Origin of the sequence: Gordonia bronchialis DSM 43247, assembly GCF_000024785.1 — a bacterium.
Taxonomy (GTDB): Bacteria; Actinomycetota; Actinomycetes; order Mycobacteriales; family Mycobacteriaceae; genus Gordonia; species Gordonia bronchialis.
In genome coordinates, this window is the sequence record NC_013441.1 from 1,200,808 (window position 1) to 1,220,826 (window position 20,019).

Below are 20,019 nucleotides of genomic sequence, written 5' to 3' on the forward strand. Positions count from 1 at the left end.
ACAATTGCTCGACGTCAACTTTTTCGACGAACTGAAAATCGGCCTCGCCACGGCCGACGACATCCACAACTGGTCATACGGTGAGGTCAAGAAGCCCGAGACCATCAACTACCGCACGCTCAAGCCCGAGAAGGACGGCCTGTTCTGCGAGAAGATCTTCGGACCGACTCGCGACTGGGAGTGCTACTGCGGCAAGTACAAGCGCGTGCGCTTCAAGGGCATCATCTGCGAACGCTGCGGCGTGGAGGTGACCAAGGCCAAGGTGCGCCGTGAGCGCATGGGTCACATCGAGCTGGCCGCACCGGTCACCCACATCTGGTACTTCAAGGGTGTGCCGAGCCGGTTGGGCTACCTGCTCGACCTGGCGCCGAAGGATCTCGAGAAGATCATCTACTTCGCCGCCTACGTGATCACCGCGGTCGACGACGAGCTCCGGCACAACGAGCTCTCCACTCTCGAGGCCGAGATGGAGGTCGAGAAGAAGGCCGTCGCCGATCAGCGCGACGTCGATCTCAACGAGCGTCAGCAGAAGCTCGAGCAGGATCTCGCCGAGCTCGAGGCCGAGGGTGCCAAGGCCGACGTCCGCCGCAAGGTCAAGGACGGCGCCGAGCGCGAGATGCGCCGGATGCGCGACTCCGCCCAGCGTGAGCTGGACGCGCTCGACGAGCTGTGGGACAAGTTCACCAAGCTCGCCCCGCGCGACCTGATCATCGACGAGAAGCTGTATCACCAGCTCGTCGAGCGGTACGGGGAGTACTTCACCGGGTCGATGGGTGCCGAGGCCATCAAGAAGCTCCTCGAGACCTTCGACATCGATGCCGAGGCCGATTCGCTGCGCGACACCATCCGCAACGGCAAGGGCCAGAAGAAGCTGCGTGCGCTCAAGCGACTCAAGGTCGTGGCCGCGTTCCAGCAGTCCGGCAATTCGCCGCTGGGCATGGTGCTCGACGCCGTGCCGGTGATTCCGCCGGAGCTTCGTCCGATGGTGCAGCTCGACGGTGGCCGCTTCGCGACCTCCGACCTCAACGACTTGTACCGCCGCGTCATCAACCGCAACAACCGCCTCAAGCGACTGATCGATCTCGGTGCTCCCGAGATCATCGTGAACAACGAGAAGCGGATGCTGCAGGAGTCGGTGGATGCCCTGTTCGACAACGGTCGTCGCGGCCGTCCGGTCACCGGACCGGGTAACCGCCCGCTGAAGTCGCTGAGCGATCTGCTCAAGGGCAAGCAGGGTCGTTTCCGTCAGAACCTGCTCGGCAAGCGCGTCGACTACTCGGGCCGTTCGGTCATCGTCGTCGGCCCGCAGCTCAAGCTGCACCAGTGCGGTCTGCCGAAGCTGATGGCGCTCGAGCTGTTCAAGCCGTTCGTGATGAAGCGTCTCGTCGATCTCAACCAGGCGCAGAACATCAAGTCCGCCAAGCGGATGGTGGAGCGTCAGCGTCCGGCCGTGTGGGACGTCCTCGAAGAGGTCATCGCCGAGCACCCGGTGCTGCTGAACCGTGCTCCTACCCTGCACCGTCTGGGCATCCAGGCCTTCGAACCGCAGCTGGTGGAGGGCAAGGCCATTCAGCTGCACCCGCTGGTGTGTGAGGCGTTCAACGCCGACTTCGACGGTGACCAGATGGCCGTGCACCTCCCGCTGAGTGCGGAGGCGCAGGCCGAGGCGCGCATCCTGATGCTGTCGAGCAACAACATCCTGTCGCCGGCGTCGGGCCGTCCGCTGGCCATGCCGCGTCTGGACATGGTGACCGGCCTGTACTACCTGACCACCCTCACCGAGGGTGCCGTCGGCGAGTACACCCCGGCCACCGCCGACGACGTCGAGCGCGGTGTGTACTCGAGCCCGGCCGAGGCCATCATGGCCGTCGATCGTGGTGCGCTCACCGTGCAGTCGCGCATCAAGGTGCGGCTGACCGATCAGCGTCCGCCGGCCGAGATCGAGGCCGAGCTCTTCCCGGAAGGCTGGTCCTTCGGGCAGCCGTGGGACGCCGACACCACGCTGGGTCGCGTGCTCTTCAACGAGCTGCTGCCGGTGGAGTACCCGTACGTCAACGAGCAGATGCCGAAGAAGCGTCAGGCCGTGATCATCAACGATCTGGCCGAGCGGTACCCGATGATCGTGGTGGCGCAGACCGTCGACAAGCTCAAGGACGTCGGTTTCTACTGGGCGACCCGCTCGGGTGTGACCGTCTCGATGGCCGACGTGCTGGTGCCGCCGCAGAAGGCGGAGATCCTCGACAAGTACGAGGAGCGGGCCGACGGCCTGGAGCGCAAGTTCCAGCGTGGTGCCCTCACCCCGGACGAGCGTCGCGACGCTCTGGTGGAGATCTGGAAGCAGGCCACCGAAGAGGTGGGCGCGGCCATGGAGGCGCACTACCCGGATGACAACCCGATCCCGATGATCGTGAAGTCGGGTGCGGCGGGCAACATGACCCAGATCCGCTCGCTGGCGGGCATGAAGGGTCTGGTGACCAACCCGAAGGGTGAGTTCATCCCGCGTCCCATCAAGTCCTCGTTCCGCGAGGGCCTGACCGTGGCGGAGTACTTCATCAACACGCACGGCGCCCGCAAGGGTCTGGCCGACACCGCGCTGCGTACCGCCGACTCGGGTTACCTGACCCGTCGTCTGGTGGACGTCAGCCAGGACGTCATCGTGCGTGAGGTGGATTGCGGCACCGAGCGTGGCATCACCACGACCATCGCCGAGCGCCAGCCGGACGGCACGCTCATCCGCGATGCGCATGTGGAGACCTCCACCTACGCGCGGACCCTGGCGACCGACGCCCTCGACGCCGACGGCAACGTCATCGTCGAGCGCGGTCACGATCTCGGCGACCCCGCGATAGAGGCGCTGCTGGCCGCCGGCATCACCCAGGTCAAGGTCCGCTCGGTGCTCACCTGTGCCACCGGCACCGGTGTGTGCGCGCATTGCTACGGCCGTTCGATGGCCACCGGCAAGCTCGTCGACATCGGCGAGGCCGTCGGTATCATCGCGGCCCAGTCGATCGGTGAGCCCGGTACCCAGCTGACGATGCGTACGTTCCACCAGGGTGGCGTCGGTGACGACATCACCGGTGGTCTGCCGCGTGTCCAGGAGCTCTTCGAGGCTCGCGTGCCCAAGGGTGTCGCGCCGATCGCGGAGGTCTCCGGCCGGGTGCGCCTGGAGGACGACGACCGCTTCTACAAGATCACCATCGTCCCCGACGACGGTTCCGAAGAAGTGGTCATCGACAAGATCTCCAAGCGTCAGCGTCTGCGTGTCTTCAAGCACGACGACGGCTCGGAGCGTCTGCTCTCCGACGGCGACCACGTGGAGGTCGGTCAGCAGCTCATGGAGGGCTCGGCCAACCCGCACGAGGTGCTGCGCGTGATGGGTCCCCGTCAGGTGCAGGTCCACCTGGTCAACGAGGTCCAGGAGGTCTACCGCAGCCAGGGTGTGTCGATCCACGACAAGCACATCGAGACCATCGTGCGGCAGATGCTGCGTCGCGTGACGATCATCGATCACGGTTCGACGGAGTTCCTGCCCGGTTCGCTGGTCGAGCGTGCCGAGTTCGAGGCGGCCAACCGTCAGGTCGTCGCCGAGGGCGGCGAGCCGGCAGCCGGACGTCCGGTGCTGATGGGTATCACCAAGGCATCGCTGGCGACCGAGTCGTGGCTGAGTGCGGCGTCGTTCCAGGAGACCACGCGTGTCCTGACCGACGCGGCCATCAACAGCCGCAGCGACAAGCTGATCGGTCTGAAGGAGAACGTGATCATCGGTAAGTTGATCCCGGCCGGTACCGGCATCAACCGGTACCGCAACATCCAGGTCCAGCCGACCGAGGAGGCGCGTGCCGCGGCGTACGCGGTGCCGTCCTACGACGACACCTACTACAGCCCGGACGGCACCTTCGGTGCTCCGGCAGGGGCTGCGGTGCCGCTGGACGACTACGGTTTCTCCAACGACTACCGGTAGGCACCCGAGTCATCACTGACATCGACCCCCGCACCTCATGGGTGCGGGGGTCGAGTCGTATCGCTGGGTGCCCCTCAGCGATGGTGTTCGAGGAGCCGGGTGAGTAGGGCCGTCAGGTCGCGTCGTTCTTGTTTCGACAGGGGTTCGAGGAGCGTGTCCTGGGCGGCGTCGAGCTCACGGTCAAGGCGGCTCAGCTGACGGATACCCGCGCGGGTGATGCTGACGAGATTGCGCCGGCGGTCATCGGGATCGGGGGAGCGCTCGATGAAACCGTGGTCGGCGAGTTCGTTGAGTGCGGCCACCACGTCGCTGCGATCCATGTCGGTCCGGCGGCCGATGTCGGCTTGACTGGCCTGCCCGAACTCGTCGAGCGCGGCCAGGATTCGAAAGTGATAGCCACGAGCGCCCGCCTGCGCGAACGCGTCGGTGGACAACCGGTGCGCGTGCGTGGACAGCCGGGTGATCAACCAGCTCGGCTTGCCGGTCAGACGGGACGGGATGTTCTCCACGCCGTCAGCCTACATCGTTGGCCGAGCCAACGAGTTGTGGTTATAGTTGGTTCAACCAACGTTGGCACTACCAATCAAAATCAATCGGGAGTCCACCATGATCACCCCTTTTCGCATCGACATCCCGCAGGCCGACCTCGACGACCTCGGCGACCGCCTCTCCCGGACGCGATGGCCCGATGAACTCCCCGGCGTCGGCTGGGACTACGGATTCCCGCGCAAGCGGCTCCAAGAACTCGCCGAGCGCTGGCGCGACTCGTATGACTGGCGTGCATACGAGGACCGGCTCAACGAGTTCGACCATTTCACCACCGAGATCGATGGCCAGACAATCCATTTCATGCATGTCCGGTCGTCGAATCCGGATGCGTTGCCGCTCATTCTCACCCACGGCTGGCCTGGCTCGTTCCTGGAGTTCCTCGATGTCATCGAACCGCTGTCGCGCGAACACCACCTGGTCATCCCGTCGATCCCGGGCTACGGATTCTCCGGTCCCACCACCGAACCCGGCTGGGGCACGACGCGGATCGCACGCGCCTGGGCCGAGTTGATGGACCGTCTCGGTTATCGGCGCTACGGGGCGCAGGGCGGGGACTTCGGGGCGGGAATCTCACTGGCGCTCGGCGCGGTCGCGGCCGAGTCGGTGGTCGGCGTCCACGTCAACTACCTGCCGACGCGGCCCGACCCAGACGCCGACGTCGCGCTCACCGAGTCCGACGAGGCACGCCTGGTCACCGTGCGCCACATGATGGCCAACCGTCCGCCCTATCAAGCGCTGCAGGCCGCCACCCCGCAGACCATCGGCTATGCACTCACCGACTCGCCGGTCGCCCAACTCGCCTGGATCGCGGAGCGTTTCGCACACTGGACCGATCCGGCCACACCCGTCGACGACGACCGCATCCTCACCGACGTGTCGCTGTATTGGCTGACCGCCACCGCGGCCTCGTCGGCGCGACTGCACCACGACACCGAACGCGGCTCGGTGCGGTGTCCGGTCCCCGTGGGGGTGGCCGTATTCGGCCACGACATCACGCTGTCGATCCGTCCACTGGCGCAACGACTCTACGACATCCGGCACTGGTCGGAATTCGACCGCGGCGGGCACTTCGCCGCGATGGAGGTCCCGGACCTGTTCGCCGCGGACGTGGGCGAGTTCTTCGGATCGCTGGGCGCCGATCGTTGCCTTGCCGGATGACGACCCACCGCTAAGCGCTCCAGACCTCAACCCACGCACGGTCCGCCGGCACCAGCGATTCACGCAACCCGGCATCGAATGTCGCCAGCTTCCGGCCATTGCGCGCAGCCAGATTCACCAGGTGAAGGTCGGTCACCTGACGTCGTCCCATGAGGACGCGCAGGTCGATCACCGAGTCTGCGAGCGATGCATCGTCGTGGAGGAAACCCCATCCAGTGACGGTACGCAGCGCTGCGAGCTGACCGAGCGCCTCGGCCCCGGTGACCACTCGGCCGACGGCCGACTCGGTCATGAGAACCCGCACCAGGCCCGCCTCCGTGACCGGACAGGTACTCCATTCGGTCAGCTGAGCGAATCGCTCGTGCGCGACGCCGTGATGGACGTGCTGATCCCAGGACAGCGCCACCAGAACATTGATGTCAAGAAGCATCGGTGACGTCATCATCGCGATACTCGGCGACCGCATCATCGGTCACCGGATGCCCCGGGACGCCGGTCAGCACAGGAAAGCCGGATGGGGCCGAAGTGGCTGCCGCGGATCGCGGTGCGCTGAGGCCGGCGCGGGCCAACTCCGAGACCGCCTTGCCCAACGAAATGCCGTCTGCCTTGGCCTTCGCCCTGGCAGCACTCAAGACCACGGGGTCGAGGTCAAGGGTGGTTCGCACCTGCGCATCATAGCATCACAGCATCACGACATGACTATCGTTCAACGGAGAACCGCACCGCCGCTCGTGCCTGGGCGGCGACCGCGGCACCGGCGCCGAGCGGCCAGCGATGCATGATGTAGTCGGCGGCCTGGTCGACGGAGAGTTGGCGGCTGGAATTGCCGGTGCGCACCCAGAACTCGGGCGGGCTGTTCTTGCCGGGCCGCAGGTACACGGGCTGGGGTGAGGGGACGCACCGGACGCGGCACACCGGCTTCGCACCGTCGTCGGTGGCACGTCCTCGATGCTGACCCCGACCGCGACCGCCGAGTTCTGGCCGAGTGCCGTGGTGAACAGATCCCGCAGCCACAGCTCGAATCTGTCGGCGTCGGGAACCTTGAGGGTGGCGTAGTCGGCGTCGAGGCCCAGTGGGGTGCCGTCGTCGTCGACGCCGATGAGCAGGGTGCCGCCGTCGGCGTTGACGAAGGCCGACACCGTCTTGACGATGACGTGCTCCATCCGCGGATCCTTTTGTTCCGTACGCAGATTGATGCGGGCGGTCGATTTGAACTCGACGTGGTCTGACTCCCCGCCGGCGATCAGCTCGGTGATCGGAATGTGGTGTTGGCGCTGAAAGTGGGTGGCCACCGCGCCGTACAGCGCGACCGCGACGATCGAACAGGCGAGCCCCAGCAGAATGGTGATCGGACTCCACAGCCGAAGGTGGGGCAGCACAGCGCCGGCGATCAGCAGTCCGATCGCGGTCCCGAGCATCGACAGGACGATCGACGTCGTCAGATCAAGGTGGGCGCGGCGCCGCAGCACGAAGCGCGGGACGCTACCGAAGACGAGTGCCACCGCCAGGACCACGAGGATGCCGATCGCCGTGGTCCATACCGGCTCGGCGATCTCGACGACGGCCAGATCACTCGTGATTCGTCAGACGCGCGTACACCTCGTCAGTATGTCGAACGCGCCCGACCGACCGCCTCGCGGGCTGTCACGCGCAGACTTCTCGGCCCCCGCTCATTTCTGAGCGGGGGCCGAGAAGTGTTGTCGGTCAGAGGGCTTCGAAGTCGCCGTCGCCGTCGGTGTCGGTGACCTGGGTGTCGTACTCGCCGTCACCGTTGGTGTCGAAGGTGCCGATGTCGGCCACGCCGTCGCCGTCGGTGTCGAAGGCGATGCCGTCGTCGAACTCGCCGTCACCGTCGAGGTCGTAGGAGACCTCCGCGAGTCCGTCGCCGTCCACGTCGGTGACCAGACCGTCGATGGTGCCGTCGCCGTCGTAGTCCTCGCCGATGGCGTCGATGGTGCCGTTGCCGTCGATGTCGATCTGTGTTCCGGCCATGATGTTCTCTCCTTGTTTCGGGGGTTTTGTGGTGATCGGCTGTGTTGCCGTTCTGTGGATAGGAGAGCGCTGGAGGCCGGATAGTTCCCGGCGCGGCCGAAGTCGTTCGATTGATCGACGGTGGCGGCCTCAACCCGGCTGGGAATCACGCCAGCGGGGAATCAGCTCTGATAGCGATACGGCAGGTACTGCACGTTCCAGTGATTGCCGTCGGGGTCGTCGAAGTAGACGAAGTGACCCCAGGCCTGTTCGTCCACCTCACTGACGTCCACGCCGGCGTCGACGAGCTGCTTGCGGGCCTGGTGAATGTCGGAGACGCAGACCATGAGGGTGCCGACGCTGGGCGGTGCGCCGTCGACGATGCCCTTGCCGAAGGCGATCGAGCATGCGGAGCCGGGCGGCGTCATCTGCACGAAGCGGATGTCGTCGGTGGGGGACTGATCGTGGTCGGGATGGAACCCGATGCGGGTGTAGAAGTCCTTGGCGCGGTCGACGTCGGTCACCGGGAGAAATGCGACTTCGAGTGTCCAGTCCATGATGTTCGCCCTTCGCTGTGGTTGTGTTGACCTCTTCACGATGACGGACATCGCGGACAGTTTCGGTCCTCGATGGCAAACGCGCCCGCCGGCGTGTCACACCGGAGATTCCGGTGGCGACACGCCCGCGGGCGCGTACGGGTCGAGCGGACTGGTCTCCTCAGACGTCCACGCTCGGGTCGGACACCTCGAGGTCGGCGACACCGTCCCCGTCCCCGTCGACGTCGACGACGAACTCGTCGAAGGTCCCGTCGTGATCGATGTCGGTGGCGAGTGCGTCGACGTCCGTGTCACCGTCGAGGTCGAGTCCGATCTGATCGATCTCGTCGTCGCAGTCGGTGGCACTGTCGGCGTAATACTCCACCAGTCCGTCGCCGTTGACGTCGGCGATCAGGACGTTGTTGCCCTCGGCGTCGGTCGTGCTGATCGCGTCGTCGACACCGTCACCGTCGAGGTCGACGGCGGTGCCGTCGGCGACGCCGTCGCCGGTGAGGTCCACCGACTGTCCGCTCATGTCCTACTACCTTTCGTTGTCGAAGAATCGGAAACGCTAGACATCCACATCGGTGTCGACGTCGGTGTCGGTGTTCTCGATCTCGTTGCCTTCGCTGTCGATCGCGGTGTCGAAGACGCCGTCGCCGTCGGTGTCGACCGCGTAGACGTCGGCCACGGCGTCGCCGTCGGTGTCGAACCCGACGGCGTCGATCACGCCGTCCTCGTCGGTGTCGAGGGAGACCTCCACCAGGCCGTCGCCGTCCACGTCGGTGACGACGGCATCGTTCACGCCGTTGCCGTCGGTATCGACGACGTAGGCATCTGTTGTTCCGTCGCCGTCATAGTCCACAGGGGACCTCGGGCGCGTCGGCGCAGAACACGATTCTGGTGCTCTCGCAGGCCGATCTGATCGCGTCCGAGGCGCCCATGCTCAAGGCACAGGAGATCGCGCGACGCATCTGGCGCCGCTTCGCTGCGACGGCGGGCGCGGTGGTCGCCGTCTCCGGACTCATGGCCGAGGCCGGGGTCTGCGGGATCACCGAACGCGAGACCGCGCAGATCGCCCGCCGTGGACAGCTCGAGACGTGGGAGTTGCTGTCGATTCTCGATGGGAGCGCACCGCCACCACCGGGGATCTCGGTCGACGAACTGGGGCATGTGGAGGAACTCGTCGGCGGGTATGCGATGGACGCCGGCGCCGAGGTCGCCACCTCGGGTGCGCAGGCCTACTGTGACTGGCTGCATCACGCCTCGGGTATCGCCGACCTGCGTCAGGCGATCGGCCGGCGGTTCGTCGCCGTGGGTGATGTCCTCAAGGCGCGCACCACGATCGCCGAGCTCAAGACCGCTGCCTACCGCAGTCCCAACCGGGCCGCGATCCTCGGGGCCATCGAGGACACCGAGAGCACCCCGGAGGCCCACCGGCTTCGGGAAGTGGCCGCGGTGGAGTCGCTCGCGCGCTGGCAGCCGGACAGCGATCTCATCGGCGAACTGACCTACGTGACCGCGATGCGCAGTGTGCATCAATTACTCTCGCTGCCGCCGGGCGCGCCGCCCGCTGCGATCGAGGATGCGGCCCGGCGCCGCGCCGCCGACGCCCGGAGCCGTCGCTCGCTGGCGGCGTCGTCGGCCGAGCGGGAGGCACTGCTCGTGCTCGAACAGACCTACCAGCTCGTCCGGCGCGGGCTGTGGGCCGGATAGGACGGGGAACACGTTGGCAGAGAAGGTGAATGCGGTCAAACCCGCGGTGACCGCCGACGGGGTGCTGCAGGCCGCCGTCGATCGCCTGCGCAAGCACGGCGAGGGCGAGATCGCCGACCGCGCACTCCGGGTCCGCGAACGCCCCGCACCCGAGGGCAGCGTGGTGGTGGTGGGAGAGGTGAGCCGCGGCAAGAGCTCACTCGTGAACGCCCTTGGCGGAGCGCCAGGTCTGGCGCCGGTCGACACCGAGATCACCACGTCGGTCTATGTGCGCTTCACCCCGGCCACCGCCGAGCTCCCGCTCGGAACCGCGCTCATCGAATTCCCGGGTACCACACGGCGTATCGACGCCACCGAGGTGCGCGACTGGGTCACCGTCGACGGACGTCATGCCGACGGCACCGCTCCGGCCACCACCGACGACCCCGACGACGGGCCGGTCGGGCTCCCGGTGACCGGCGCCCGGGTGGCAATCGCGTCGACCCTGTTGCCCGACGTCGTCATCGTCGACACCCCCGGCGTGGGATCGCTTGTCGCCGAACACGTGCAGGCCGCGGTGAGTGCCGCACGCGGTGCGGGTGTGCTGCTGATGGTGTGTGACGCGACCGCGCCGATCAGTGCGCCAGAACTGGCCTTCCTGGGCAGCATCAGCGAGGAGATCTCCTCGGTGGTCCTCGCGGTCACCAAGATCGACCTGGTGATGCGGCAGTGGCGCACCATCGTCGCCGAGAACCGCAAGCTGATCACCACGCACGCACCGAGATTCGCCCACCTCCCGATCATCGGGGTGTCCAATCGGATTGCCGAGCAGGCCGCCGCGATCACCGACCCCGAGCGGGCGCGCAGCGCACTCGACGCCTCCGGCCTCACCGAACTGGCCCCGACCCTGGCGCCGATGGTCGGGGGGGTCGCCGGCTCGTCGACACGAAATGCGTTGCAGGTGGCCTTCATCGGCCTCGACGTCGTGCGGGCGAGACTGATGCTCGAGATCACCGCCACCGCTGCTGCCCCGCAGGTCAAGGCCGAGGTCGAGGCAGAACGGGAACGGCTGCAGCAACTCCGCGCCCGCAAACAGGAATGGGCACACCGGCTCGCGCAGGAGACCACCGAGCTCGGTGTCGCCGCCGACGATCTGCTCCGCGACGAGTTCGAGACATTGGTGGCCCAATGGTCCACCCGCATCGACAAGCTGAAGTTCTACGAGCCGCACCGCGCGTCCAAAGAGCTGGTCGGTCAGATGACCGTCGACCTCGAGGCCGCCGCCCGCCGCGTCAGCGAGATGTTTGTGGCCGGTGTGGAGAAGATCGCCGACGGACTCTTCGCCGACACCGAGATCCGCTCCGACGTGCTGGCACGTCTCGCCCCGGCCGACGAACTCTCGCTCCGTGAACAGCAGAAGGTGTCGCCGTGGAAGAACATGGTCGACCCGATCCTGCTCAGCGCCATGGTCGCCGGCGGGCCGTTGGCGCTCATCCCCGGCGTCAACCTGGTGGCGGTCCCCGTCTGGTCGGGCATCGTGGTCGGCTTCCGCGCGTCGCGGGTCGGCAAGGAGAACCACCGCAAATGGCTGACCAAGGCGGCCAACGACATGAAGACAGACCTGCGATCCCAGCTCAAGGCGATGAACGGTCGGGCCGTCGGCGAACTCCGTATCGCCTACGGCGCCCTGCTGGAGAAGCGGATCGCGGAGTCGACCGCGATCATCAACGAGGCCGCCGCCGAGTCCAAACGGAACACCGCCCAACGCCAGCAGGTGGTCAACGACCTGCGCACCCAGGTCACCGCCATCGACAATGTGCGCAAGTCCATCGTGGCGGTCACCCGGCCCCGCTGACCTTTGCTCCCTGAGTCGAACCGTGGTGTGGAACCATGAGCAGACATGCGTGTGTGAGGAGGTGCCCGGCCGTGGAGGACGTCAAGCGTCGGCTGTGCATCGACTTCGGCACCAGCAACACCGCGGCGGCCTATCGGGTGGGTGCGGGCGAACCGGTGGTGGTGCCGCTGTCCCCCGCGGCGGTCGCGATGCCCTCGGCGGTGTTCGCCGACGGCGCCACGGTGCAGGTCGGTGCGGCCGCCGTGGCCCGGCGGCTGCAGCGACCCGACGCCTTCGAGGCCACGCCGAAGGCGCGCATCGCCGAGGGGGAGGTGGAACTCGGCGACCGGTTCTGGCCGGTGGAGGATCTCATCGCGGCCGTGCTGCGCTATGTCACCCGCGCCGCGCTTGCGCACAGTGGTCTACCCGCCTTCGACTCGGTGATCCTGACCCATCCGGACAAGTGGAGTGAACGTCGCAAACGCGTTCTGCGCCACGCCGCGCAGCGCGCGGGCGTCCGACCCGACCAGATCCGTACCGCATCCGAATCACTCGCCGCCGCTTGGTATTACGTTTATCGCGGTCACGACGTGGCGGCGGGGGAGCGGATGTGCGTCTTCGACTTCGGTGCGGGCACGTGTGACGTGGCGGTGCTGCGGCGCGAACGAGACGGCAACTTCACCGTGATCGGTTCCGGCGGTGACAATCACCTCGGCGGCCGCGACTTCGACGCCCGGCTGATGCGCTGGGTTCTCGACGAGGCCGCCGAGCTCGACCCGGCACTGGCCGAGCGCTTGCGCAATCCGTCCGCACAGCTGGTGCTGGCGGAGAATGTCCGGGTCGCCAAGGAAGCGTTGTCGGAGTCCGCGCAGGCCGCGATCGAGCTGCCAGACGCCGGACGGTCGTTGTTGCTCACTCGCCGCGAGTTCGAGTCGATGATCACGCCGTTCGTCGACCGCGCGACCGAACTCACCCGGGAGGCCATCACGGGGGCCGACGCGGTGCAGGCGAGTGCCGGTGAGTCGTCGGACGCCCGGCTCGCCGTCTACGTCACCGGTGGGACCAGCAGCATTCCGCTGGTCCAGTCGGCGCTGTCCGTCCTCGGTCGGGTCGCCCGGATCGGAGACCCGAAAGTCGTTGTGGCGCAGGGTGGCCTGCTGCGCTCGAACAAATATCGAGGTGCCACAGTCGGCGGCGATACCGGTCCTCGGTGCGCCCGCGGGCAACCCCGGTCCCCGTCCGGAACCCGGTCATCGGATCACCTTTCCCGTCGTCGGACCCGGGGCTGTGGTGGCCGCGGTGTCGGCACACGACGGCCGATATGTGCGGGTCGGTGAGGTGCTCGCGGTCGTCGAATCGCCGGGCGGACGCTTCCGGCTGGAATCGCCTTTCGACGGCGTCGTCCACGGTGTGGATCTGCGACCCGGCGCCGCGATCGCCCCGGGAGCGGTGTTCGCGGTCATCGGTGCGCCCGACCTGCAGCGGAGTATCTGGGGATCGCTGCACCGGCTGGCGGCGAGGCTGAGTCCGATGGCGCCACGAGCCGACCGCAACGCACAGTTGCGCTGATCACATTCCGGGCTGGACACGAGGCGTTCCGTACTCTAGCGTAGGGCTACGCGGCAGTAACCTACTCGCGGGTAGCGGAAGCCGTAGGGGCCGACCAGGTCCCAGGGGGTCATCACCGGGGGGTGTGGCCGGGGCGGGCGAGGCGTCATGTGTCCGGTGCCGGCATGCGCTTTCCGGCAATAGTTCTGACTTGTCGTCGATCCTGGGGTCGGGGTTGAAGGGGAGGGCTGGGCATGACCGACTTACTCGAGACTTTACTGCCGCCGAAGACCACGAGGGGGGTTCCTGAGTCCGGCTGCGTTGCTGGAGGGCATCGAGATCGAACAGCTGATCATGGTGCCCGGGCTCAATGCGCTGCTGGCGCAGCCCGGGCGTTTCTCGCTGACGCCCGAGAGCAGTTCGGCGCTGTCCGCTGCGGTCCGCCGACACGTCGGTGTCCTTGCGCAGTTGAAGCGGATGGCACTCGAGGTTCTCGGTGAGAACCGTTGCAGCGCAGCAAGTGTGGGCAGGATGCCGACATCGCTACCGGTGCGTGCGCTGGGCACGATCCTGGCCCATCCGCGCCGCGCGGAGGACCCGGATGTGCGTGCCGTCGTTGCTGTCGCGTTCGCGCTCGTGGCTGCTCACGCGCTCACCGATCCCACCAATTGCACCACGGCCTCGCCCGCGCTGAACCTGGTGCCACCGCCGTTGCACCGGGATCGTGCCCTGCTGGGCCGCGTTCTGGCGCAAGCGCTTCCGGGTCTCGACCAGGAGACCGCGATGTCGCTGACCTTGTATGTGACCAAGGTGAGTGCATTCTTCGCCACGGCCGCCCGCCGTCACGATGCGCTCGTCGCGGACTCGGCGCCGGGGGACCGAGCCACCTCCCTCGTCCGATACAACCCGCTCGCCTTGCGCACGGCGTGCCGACACATCGGGCTGGGCGGCCATCAACTGCGCATCGCGCACCCGTGATCGGTAGTCGGACTTGTGGTTTTGCCGGCTGTGCCGTGCGTCGAAAGCCCCTCTGACATTCACGCGAGGCGCCACCGGACTCCCTCATGTCACGCCGGGGAGGGCGGCATGAGGGGCGCGGCCGGGCCGATCGACATCTCGATCGGCCCGGTTCGGGCGTCCCCGGCAGTACGCTGCGACATGTGAGCACCGCCGAACCACAGCGCTATCGGTGGCTCCTGCACGTCGATCTCGACCAGTTCCAGGTGTCCGTCGAGCGGTTGCGCAGTCCCGAGCTGGTGGACGTGCCCGTGATCGTGGGCGGCAACGGCGATCCGACCGAGGCGCGCAAGGTGGTGACCTGCGCCTCCTATGAGGCCCGCGACGTCGGCGTGCACGCCGGGATGCCGCTGCGGGCCGCCTACCGCAAACTCCCCGACGCGGTCTACCTGCCACTCGACATGGGGGCTTACGACGCGGCGTCGGCCGAGGTGATGGATGTGCTGCGCGCACACGGACATCCGGTGGAGGTGTGGGGTTGGGACGAGGCGTATCTCGGGGTGGGGCCGGCCGGATCGGAGATCGCCGCCCCCGACGATGCAGCCATCACCGATCTCGCCATCCGGCTACGCGAGGACATCCGGGCACGCTGTGGCCTGACGAGTTGTGTGGGCATCAGCGACAACAAGCAGCGCGCGAAGATGGCGACCGGCTTCGCCAAACGCCCACCCGAGCCGGACCCGACCGGCGGGTCCAAGGTCTTCCTGCTCGACGGCCGCAACTGGCTCGACCTCATGGGCGATCGGCCGACCCGCGATCTGTGGAGTGTGGGACCCAAGACCGCGGCCAAACTGAGCGGCGCCGGGATCGAGACCGTCCGTGACCTCATCGCCGCGCCCCGCGACGACCTGATCGCGATCTTCGGTCCCCACCAGGGCAATTGGCTCTACGTGCTGTGCCGCGGCGGTGGCGACGCCACCATCACGGCCGAACCGTGGCTGGCCCGATCACATTCCAAGTCGCGGACTTTCCCGCAGGATCTCGTCGACTTCGACGAGAAACGCAGTGCCGTCGGGTCCCTGTTGCGCGAGCTCCTCGATCAGGTGATCGTCGAGGAACGTCTGCCGTTCCGGGTGGCCGTCACCGTGCGAACCGCCACGTTCTACACGCGCACCAAATCGCGAAAGCTGCGCGAGCCCACCACTTCCTTCGATGTTCTCGAACCAGAGGTGACCGGGCTCCTGGCGAAGTTCGACGCCGACCGGCCGGTCCGACTGCTGGGTGTCCGGCTCGACCTGGTCACCGAGGAGGAACAGTGAGGCGCGACCACAGCGGACGGTGGCTCGCCGCCCTGGTGATCGGGGCTGTGCTGAGTGTTCTGTCGGTGTCGGGTGCCGGGTCGGCGCTCGGCGCACCCAGACCGGACCGGCCACTACCGGTGGCCTACGACGTGCGGGTCGGCATCCTCGCCGAACTGGCGCATCCGGGCGGGAACCTGCCCGGTACCAACGACTTCGGCTGCCGGCCGAACGCCGTCCATCCTCGTCCGGTGATCCTGGTGCACGGTAGTGGCGGTGGCCGCCAGACCAATTGGGGCGCACTGGCGCCGGTGCTCCACGATGCGGGCTACTGTGTCTTCGCGCCCACCTACGGTGCGATCAGCGACATCTGGCCGGCGTCGGCGATCGGCGGCATAGGGCCCAAGGTCGACAGTGCCTGGCAGATCAAACTGTTCGCCGAGAAGGTGCTGGCCGCCACCGGCGCCCGCCAGGTCGACATCGTCGGCCATTCGCTCGGTACCGAGATCCCCACCTACTGGCTGCGGTACCTCGGTGGCGCGGACGAAGTGGACCACTACGTGTCGCTGGCACCGTACTGGCGTCAGGGCCCCGACTCCGACGACACCCGCGCGAGACCATCGCGCAGTTCCGGCGTCTGCTGGGGATCCCCGGCCCGCAGTGGCCCCCGTGTCCGGAATGCGCTGCACCACCGCGGGATCTGGACTTCAACGCGGCGGTGCGGTCCGGCACGCCATATCTGCCGGGCATCCGGTACACCAACATCGTCACCCGCGACGACGAGATCGTGACCCCCTACACCGCCGGACTGCTGCCGGGTCCGCGTGGCACCCATGTCACAGACATCGTCCTCCAGCAGGGCTGCCCGGTGGACCGTTCCGGACACCTCGCCCTCACCGCGAGCCCTCGCGCGGCGGCCCTGGTCCTCGGCGCCCTCGACCCCGCACACGCCCCACCGGTCCCGTGTGCCCCTGTCGCGCAACCGTTCTGAGCCCGACCGCCCGCTGGTTGAGCCGGCACGGCGAGCGTCAGCGAGCCGAGCCGTGTCGAAACCATCCGCACCCACCGCGCTGGTTGAGCCGCGTCGGGCGAGCGTAGCGAGACCGCCGTGTGTCGAAACCACCCGTGAGGCAGCAGTTTTCGAGACCAAGGAGTGCGTGTGGTGGTCGCGGACATGGTTGTCTCACGGGTGGTTTCGACGCGGCTCGGTCTCGCTGACGCTCGCCCGTGCCGGCTCAACCAGCAGTGGGGGCGGCTCAACCAGCAGTAGGGGCGGCTCAACCAGCAGTGGGGGCCGGCTCAACCAGCAGTAGGGGGCGACGCAGTCAGCAGTAGGGGGGCGGCTCAACCAGCAGTGGGGCGCCCAGATGTCGCCATCAGTAGCGGAACCAACTGCTCCGCGGCGGTCCACGCACCGTGGTGGCCGAGCAGCCGGGACTCGAGGGGTTCGTGACGGGTGCGGATCAGGGTGGTGTCGTCACGGGCCACCGCGACGACGTCCCCGAGGCGGGCGGCGATCCGCGCGCTCACCCGTGGACCGAACCATCCCTCGTCGACGGCCTGCTCACGGGTTGCGATCACCGCGCGGTCGCCCAGAAACGACGACCAGGCGTCGGTCACGTCCGCTGCCGCCCCGTCGACGGCGTAGACATGACGTACCCGGGCTTCGCCGGCCACCGCGTCGGTGCCGTCGAGAAGCGTTGGGGTGGTGTCGATGTCGACAGGTATGCGGGCGGTGATCATCCCGTGGTCGCCGGTGACGAGCAGCGTCGTGTCTGGTGGGAGGCCCTCGACGAGGTCGGCGACCAAGCGGTCGACGATGCGCAACTTCGCCAGCCACTGATCGGAGCCGGGACCATGTAGATGTCCGGCGGTGTCGAGTTCGCTGTAGTAGGCGTAGATCAGCCGACGCTGCCGCGACTGCCGCGCGAGTACCGAGGTGACCGCGGAGCGGATGCCGTCGGGAGTCACCGCGGGCAGATAGCGGCCGGGGGTGCCGAAGGCGACCTGGGTCAGTCCGGTGCCGCGGAACTCGCCGGGCATGACGTAGGTGATCCGTACGCCTGCTTCGTCGAAGCCGTCGAGGATGCTCTCGTGCGGACTGATCAGCGCGGGCGGGTAGGTGACCAGCGCCGACGGTCCGTCGGCCTGATCGAGCGACCACCGTAGGGCATTGAGGACCCGGCGCGACCCGCGCGTGCGGGCGTCGTCCTCCGGACGGAAGCTGTAACCGACGATCCCGTGGATGCCACAGGATGTCCCGCTGGTGAGGCTGGTGATCGAGGTGGCGGTGGTGGCCGGGAACCCGGCGCGCAGGGTGGTGTTCGGCAGTGCCGCCAGGTGCGGTGCGTTTGCCGCATGCTCGTCGAGGAGTAGTGAGCCGAGCCCGTCGACGAGCAACAGCACCACATCCCGTGCGGGTGGGACGACAAGCTTCGTCGGCGCCCAGATATCCAGCGCCGCACCGACTGCGGGTAGCACCGACGCGAGGGTGTGCGGGTGATCGGACCAGCGACCCGGGGGCAGTTCGTCGAGCATCAGGCGGCGGCCGGGATCCACTCGTGCCACGTGGTGGCCGTCGTCAGGGCGTCGGGGTCGGGGGTCACACCGATGCCGGGGCCGGTGGGTACCCGCATCGTCGAATCTTCCACGACGAAGGGCTCGGTGATGTCGGTGGCAAAATAGCGCGCCGACGCCGAGATATCGCCGGGCAGAGTGAATCCGGGCATCGCGGCCAGGGCGAGATTGGCGGCGCGTCCCACACCGGTCTCCACCATGCCGCCACACCACACCGGAATGCCATGTGCCACACAGACATCGTGGACGCGTGCCGCTTCCAGATAGCCGCCGACACGGCCGGGTTTGATGTTCACGATGTCGCAGGCATCCCACGAGATGGCGTCGGCCGCCGCGCGTGCGGAGACCACCGACTCGTCCAGACACACCGGTGTCGACGAGATCGCCCGCAGTCGAACGTGACTGCGCAGATCCTCCTCGTCGAATGGCTGCTCGATCAGCAGCAGATCGAAGGCGTCGAGCTTCGCGAGGTGACGCAGATCGGCCGGGCCGTAGGCGGTGTTGGCGTCCACCTGCAACACGACGTCGCGACCGAAGTGGTCCCGCACCGCTGCGACCGGCACCAGGTCCCACCCGGGTGCGATCTTCAGTTTGATTCTGCGATAGCCATCTTCGAGATAGCCGGAAACCTCGTCGAGCAACTCGGGCAGCGTGTCGCGGATTCCGACCGACACCCCCACGGGAACCGTCGCCGCGGTCCCGCCCAGACGGTTGGCCAGCGACATCCCGCCGGCCCTCAGCTCGGCGTCGAGGATCGCGGTCTCCAACGCCGCCTTGGCCATTCGATGCCCCTTGATTGCCGACAGGGCAGGGCCAACACCGATCGCGGTCACCGAGTCGGCACTCAGGAGCGGCGGGATGAGGAATCTGCGCAGCACGTCGACGGCGCCATCGGTGTACTCCGACGAGTAGGTCGGCTCATCGATGCTGACGCACTCACCCCAGCCCTCGCCGGTATCGGTAACCGCCCGGACCAGCAGTGCATCTCGCGTGTACTCGATGCCGAAGGAGGTCCGGAACGGGGTCACCAGCGGCAGTTCCACCCGTCGGAGCTCGACGCCGGTCAGCTTCACGCGACCCCGGACCCGGTCGGGCCCAGTACATAGTGACCGGACCGCAGGAATCGAACCGATCTCGCCGAATGTCCCTCCACCAGAAGCGGACTCAGAGCTTCACGCAGGACGATGCGCCACCGCGCGGCATCCACCGGATGGGTGTGCCGCATCGCCTCGATGTCGCGGGGCACCGCAACGACGACGGTGGCATCCGGCGTGATCGCCCCGACGTGTGCCTCCGGCCGGCCGGCCGTGACGGTCTCGATGGCCGACACCGCGCCCGCCGCCACCAACTCCTCGGCGGTCTCGGTGTTGTCGGTGCGGGCCGGATCCGGATCGTCGGGGACCGGACCGAGCGGCCAGGCGACCAGTACCCGATCGGAGTCGGCGTCGCCTTCCATCTCGTCGCCGAGATCGCCGTAGAAGTCCTCGTAGTAGTGGCTGGGGTGTGCACCGAGTTTGGTGATGTTGAAGTAGGCGTTACGTGCGACCAGCGGATCGAACGTCCACGTGATGGTGCGCAACCCACGGTGCAGCGCCCATGTCCGCTGATGCATCTTCAGCGCGTAGCCGACGTTGTGACCGCGTCCGCGTTTGGACACCCCGGTGATGTGGCTGTGCAGGGTGTGTCCGACCGGCGCCCCGAAGAATCCGACGCTGCCGCCGGCGAGGTGATCGCCGATGAATGCGCCCGCCACGTAATTGCCGGCATGCGACAGTGCGCGCAGCATGTCGGTGCTCACCGGGCGGTTGCTGGGGTCGGGACGCCAGACATCGTCGAACACCCGGGCCAGGTCGCCGAGTTCGTCAGGCGAGGACAGTTCGCGGATCTCGACGCCGGGGGATTCGTGCGGCATGGGGTTCATTGTTCCATTGCCGG

General features: G+C 67.4%; 18 protein-coding genes and 2 pseudogenes. 9 read left to right on the forward strand and 11 right to left on the reverse strand.

Going from position 1 to position 20,019, the window contains the following annotated elements; translation table 11 throughout:
- Positions 1-4: 4 nt before the first annotated feature.
- Entirely contained in the window at positions 5-3,961 is a 3,957-nt protein-coding gene (locus GBRO_RS05625) for a DNA-directed RNA polymerase subunit beta' (RefSeq protein WP_012833024.1), read from the forward strand.
- A 74-nt stretch (positions 3,962-4,035) separates the two neighbouring features.
- On the opposite strand, the gene GBRO_RS05630 is transcribed toward GBRO_RS05625, so the two are convergent.
- A complete protein-coding gene (locus GBRO_RS05630; RefSeq protein WP_012833025.1) occupies positions 4,036-4,470 on the reverse strand; it encodes a MarR family winged helix-turn-helix transcriptional regulator in 435 nt (144 codons plus the stop codon).
- 97 nt (positions 4,471-4,567) lie between these two features.
- Here GBRO_RS05630 and GBRO_RS05635 point away from each other — a divergent pair, with 97 nt between their 5' ends.
- Positions 4,568-5,668: an epoxide hydrolase family protein gene (locus GBRO_RS05635; RefSeq protein ID WP_012833026.1), complete on the forward strand. Its 1,101-nt coding sequence runs from the start codon at positions 4,568-4,570 to the stop codon at positions 5,666-5,668.
- A 10-nt stretch (positions 5,669-5,678) separates the two neighbouring features.
- On the opposite strand, the gene GBRO_RS05640 is transcribed toward GBRO_RS05635, so the two are convergent.
- The 7 genes and pseudogenes from GBRO_RS05640 to GBRO_RS05665 all read right to left on the reverse strand — a co-directional run bounded on the left by GBRO_RS05640 (position 5,679) and on the right by GBRO_RS05665 (position 9,040).
- Positions 5,679-6,098 (reverse strand): TA system VapC family ribonuclease toxin, encoded by a 420-nt coding sequence (locus tag GBRO_RS05640; protein ID WP_052298363.1) that lies wholly within the window; start codon positions 6,096-6,098, stop codon positions 5,679-5,681.
- Complete coding sequence (locus tag GBRO_RS25110; RefSeq protein ID WP_083775533.1) at positions 6,088-6,333, reverse strand: hypothetical protein; 246 nt, start codon at positions 6,331-6,333, stop codon at positions 6,088-6,090. Before GBRO_RS25110 ends, GBRO_RS05640 begins: the two co-directional genes overlap by 11 nt.
- Before the next feature lie 34 nt (positions 6,334-6,367).
- Positions 6,368-7,248 (reverse strand): annotated as a pseudogene (locus GBRO_RS05645) (AlbA family DNA-binding domain-containing protein).
- 124 nt (positions 7,249-7,372) lie between these two features.
- Positions 7,373-7,660, reverse strand: coding sequence for a hypothetical protein (locus GBRO_RS26265; protein ID WP_012833029.1), 288 nt, complete (start codon positions 7,658-7,660; stop codon positions 7,373-7,375).
- Positions 7,661-7,821: 161 nt separating this feature from the next.
- A complete protein-coding gene (locus tag GBRO_RS05655; RefSeq protein WP_012833030.1) occupies positions 7,822-8,196 on the reverse strand; it encodes a VOC family protein in 375 nt (124 codons plus the stop codon).
- Positions 8,197-8,356: 160 nt separating this feature from the next.
- Positions 8,357-8,710 (reverse strand): hypothetical protein, encoded by a 354-nt coding sequence (locus GBRO_RS05660; RefSeq protein ID WP_012833031.1) that lies wholly within the window; start codon positions 8,708-8,710, stop codon positions 8,357-8,359.
- Between the two features lie 36 nt (positions 8,711-8,746).
- Positions 8,747-9,040 carry a hypothetical protein gene (locus tag GBRO_RS05665; protein ID WP_012833032.1) on the reverse strand — a complete coding sequence of 98 codons (294 nt, stop codon included), beginning with the start codon at positions 9,038-9,040 and terminating at the stop codon, positions 8,747-8,749.
- A 38-nt stretch (positions 9,041-9,078) separates the two neighbouring features.
- Between GBRO_RS05665 and GBRO_RS05670 the strand changes: the two genes are divergently transcribed.
- From GBRO_RS05670 to GBRO_RS05695, 7 genes and pseudogenes are all read left to right on the forward strand, one after another.
- Positions 9,079-9,891 (forward strand): hypothetical protein, encoded by an 813-nt coding sequence (locus tag GBRO_RS05670; RefSeq protein WP_012833033.1) that lies wholly within the window; start codon positions 9,079-9,081, stop codon positions 9,889-9,891.
- Between the two features lie 13 nt (positions 9,892-9,904).
- The gene (locus tag GBRO_RS05675; RefSeq protein ID WP_227892856.1) at positions 9,905-11,725 is read left to right on the forward strand and encodes a dynamin family protein; all 1,821 of its coding nucleotides are present in this window, start codon (positions 9,905-9,907) and stop codon (positions 11,723-11,725) included.
- Between the two features lie 71 nt (positions 11,726-11,796).
- Positions 11,797-13,041 (forward strand): Hsp70 family protein, encoded by a 1,245-nt coding sequence (locus tag GBRO_RS05680; RefSeq protein WP_012833035.1) that lies wholly within the window; start codon positions 11,797-11,799, stop codon positions 13,039-13,041.
- Positions 13,004-13,273 carry a hypothetical protein gene (locus tag GBRO_RS26810; protein ID WP_231140532.1) on the forward strand — a complete coding sequence of 90 codons (270 nt, stop codon included), beginning with the start codon at positions 13,004-13,006 and terminating at the stop codon, positions 13,271-13,273. Before GBRO_RS05680 ends, GBRO_RS26810 begins: the two co-directional genes overlap by 38 nt.
- A gap of 300 nt (positions 13,274-13,573) precedes the next feature.
- Positions 13,574-14,230, forward strand: a complete 657-nt coding sequence (locus GBRO_RS05685; protein ID WP_012833037.1) for a hypothetical protein — start codon at positions 13,574-13,576, stop codon at positions 14,228-14,230.
- Between the two features lie 182 nt (positions 14,231-14,412).
- On the forward strand, positions 14,413-15,528 hold the full coding sequence (locus GBRO_RS05690) for a DNA polymerase IV (RefSeq protein ID WP_012833038.1): 1,116 nt from the start codon (positions 14,413-14,415) through the stop codon (positions 15,526-15,528).
- A gap of 32 nt (positions 15,529-15,560) precedes the next feature.
- A pseudogene (locus tag GBRO_RS05695) lies at positions 15,561-16,498 on the forward strand (esterase/lipase family protein).
- Between the two features lie 353 nt (positions 16,499-16,851).
- On the opposite strand, the gene GBRO_RS05700 reads toward GBRO_RS05695, so the two are convergent.
- Genes GBRO_RS05700 through GBRO_RS05710 form a run of 3 tightly spaced genes read right to left on the reverse strand, consistent with a single transcriptional unit; the run spans position 16,852 to position 19,996 of the window.
- Entirely contained in the window at positions 16,852-18,045 is a 1,194-nt protein-coding gene (locus tag GBRO_RS05700; protein WP_012833040.1) for an alkaline phosphatase family protein, read from the reverse strand.
- Positions 18,045-19,157, reverse strand: a complete 1,113-nt coding sequence (menC, locus tag GBRO_RS05705; RefSeq protein ID WP_012833041.1) for an o-succinylbenzoate synthase — start codon at positions 19,155-19,157, stop codon at positions 18,045-18,047. The genes GBRO_RS05700 and menC overlap by 1 nt, the downstream gene beginning before the upstream one ends.
- Positions 19,154-19,996 carry a hypothetical protein gene (locus GBRO_RS05710; protein WP_012833042.1) on the reverse strand — a complete coding sequence of 281 codons (843 nt, stop codon included), beginning with the start codon at positions 19,994-19,996 and terminating at the stop codon, positions 19,154-19,156. Before GBRO_RS05710 ends, menC begins: the two co-directional genes overlap by 4 nt.
- Positions 19,997-20,019: the final 23 nt, after the last annotated feature.

Excerpts from the sequence above, each read along its gene's own strand:
- GBRO_RS05710 (WP_012833042.1), bottom strand. The coding sequence starts at position 19,996 with ATGCCGCACGAATCCCCCGGCGTCGAGATCCGCGAACTGTCCTCGCCT.
- GBRO_RS05655 (WP_012833030.1), bottom strand. The coding sequence starts at position 8,196 with ATGGACTGGACACTCGAAGTCGCATTTCTCCCGGTGACCGACGTCGAC.
- GBRO_RS05660 (WP_012833031.1), bottom strand. The coding sequence starts at position 8,710 with ATGAGCGGACAGTCGGTGGACCTCACCGGCGACGGCGTCGCCGACGGC.
- GBRO_RS05635 (WP_012833026.1), top strand. The coding sequence starts at position 4,568 with ATGATCACCCCTTTTCGCATCGACATCCCGCAGGCCGACCTCGACGAC.
- GBRO_RS26265 (WP_012833029.1), bottom strand. The coding sequence starts at position 7,660 with ATGGCCGGAACACAGATCGACATCGACGGCAACGGCACCATCGACGCC.
- GBRO_RS05700 (WP_012833040.1), bottom strand. The coding sequence starts at position 18,045 with ATGCTCGACGAACTGCCCCCGGGTCGCTGGTCCGATCACCCGCACACC.
- GBRO_RS05640 (WP_052298363.1), bottom strand. The coding sequence starts at position 6,098 with ATGCTTCTTGACATCAATGTTCTGGTGGCGCTGTCCTGGGATCAGCAC.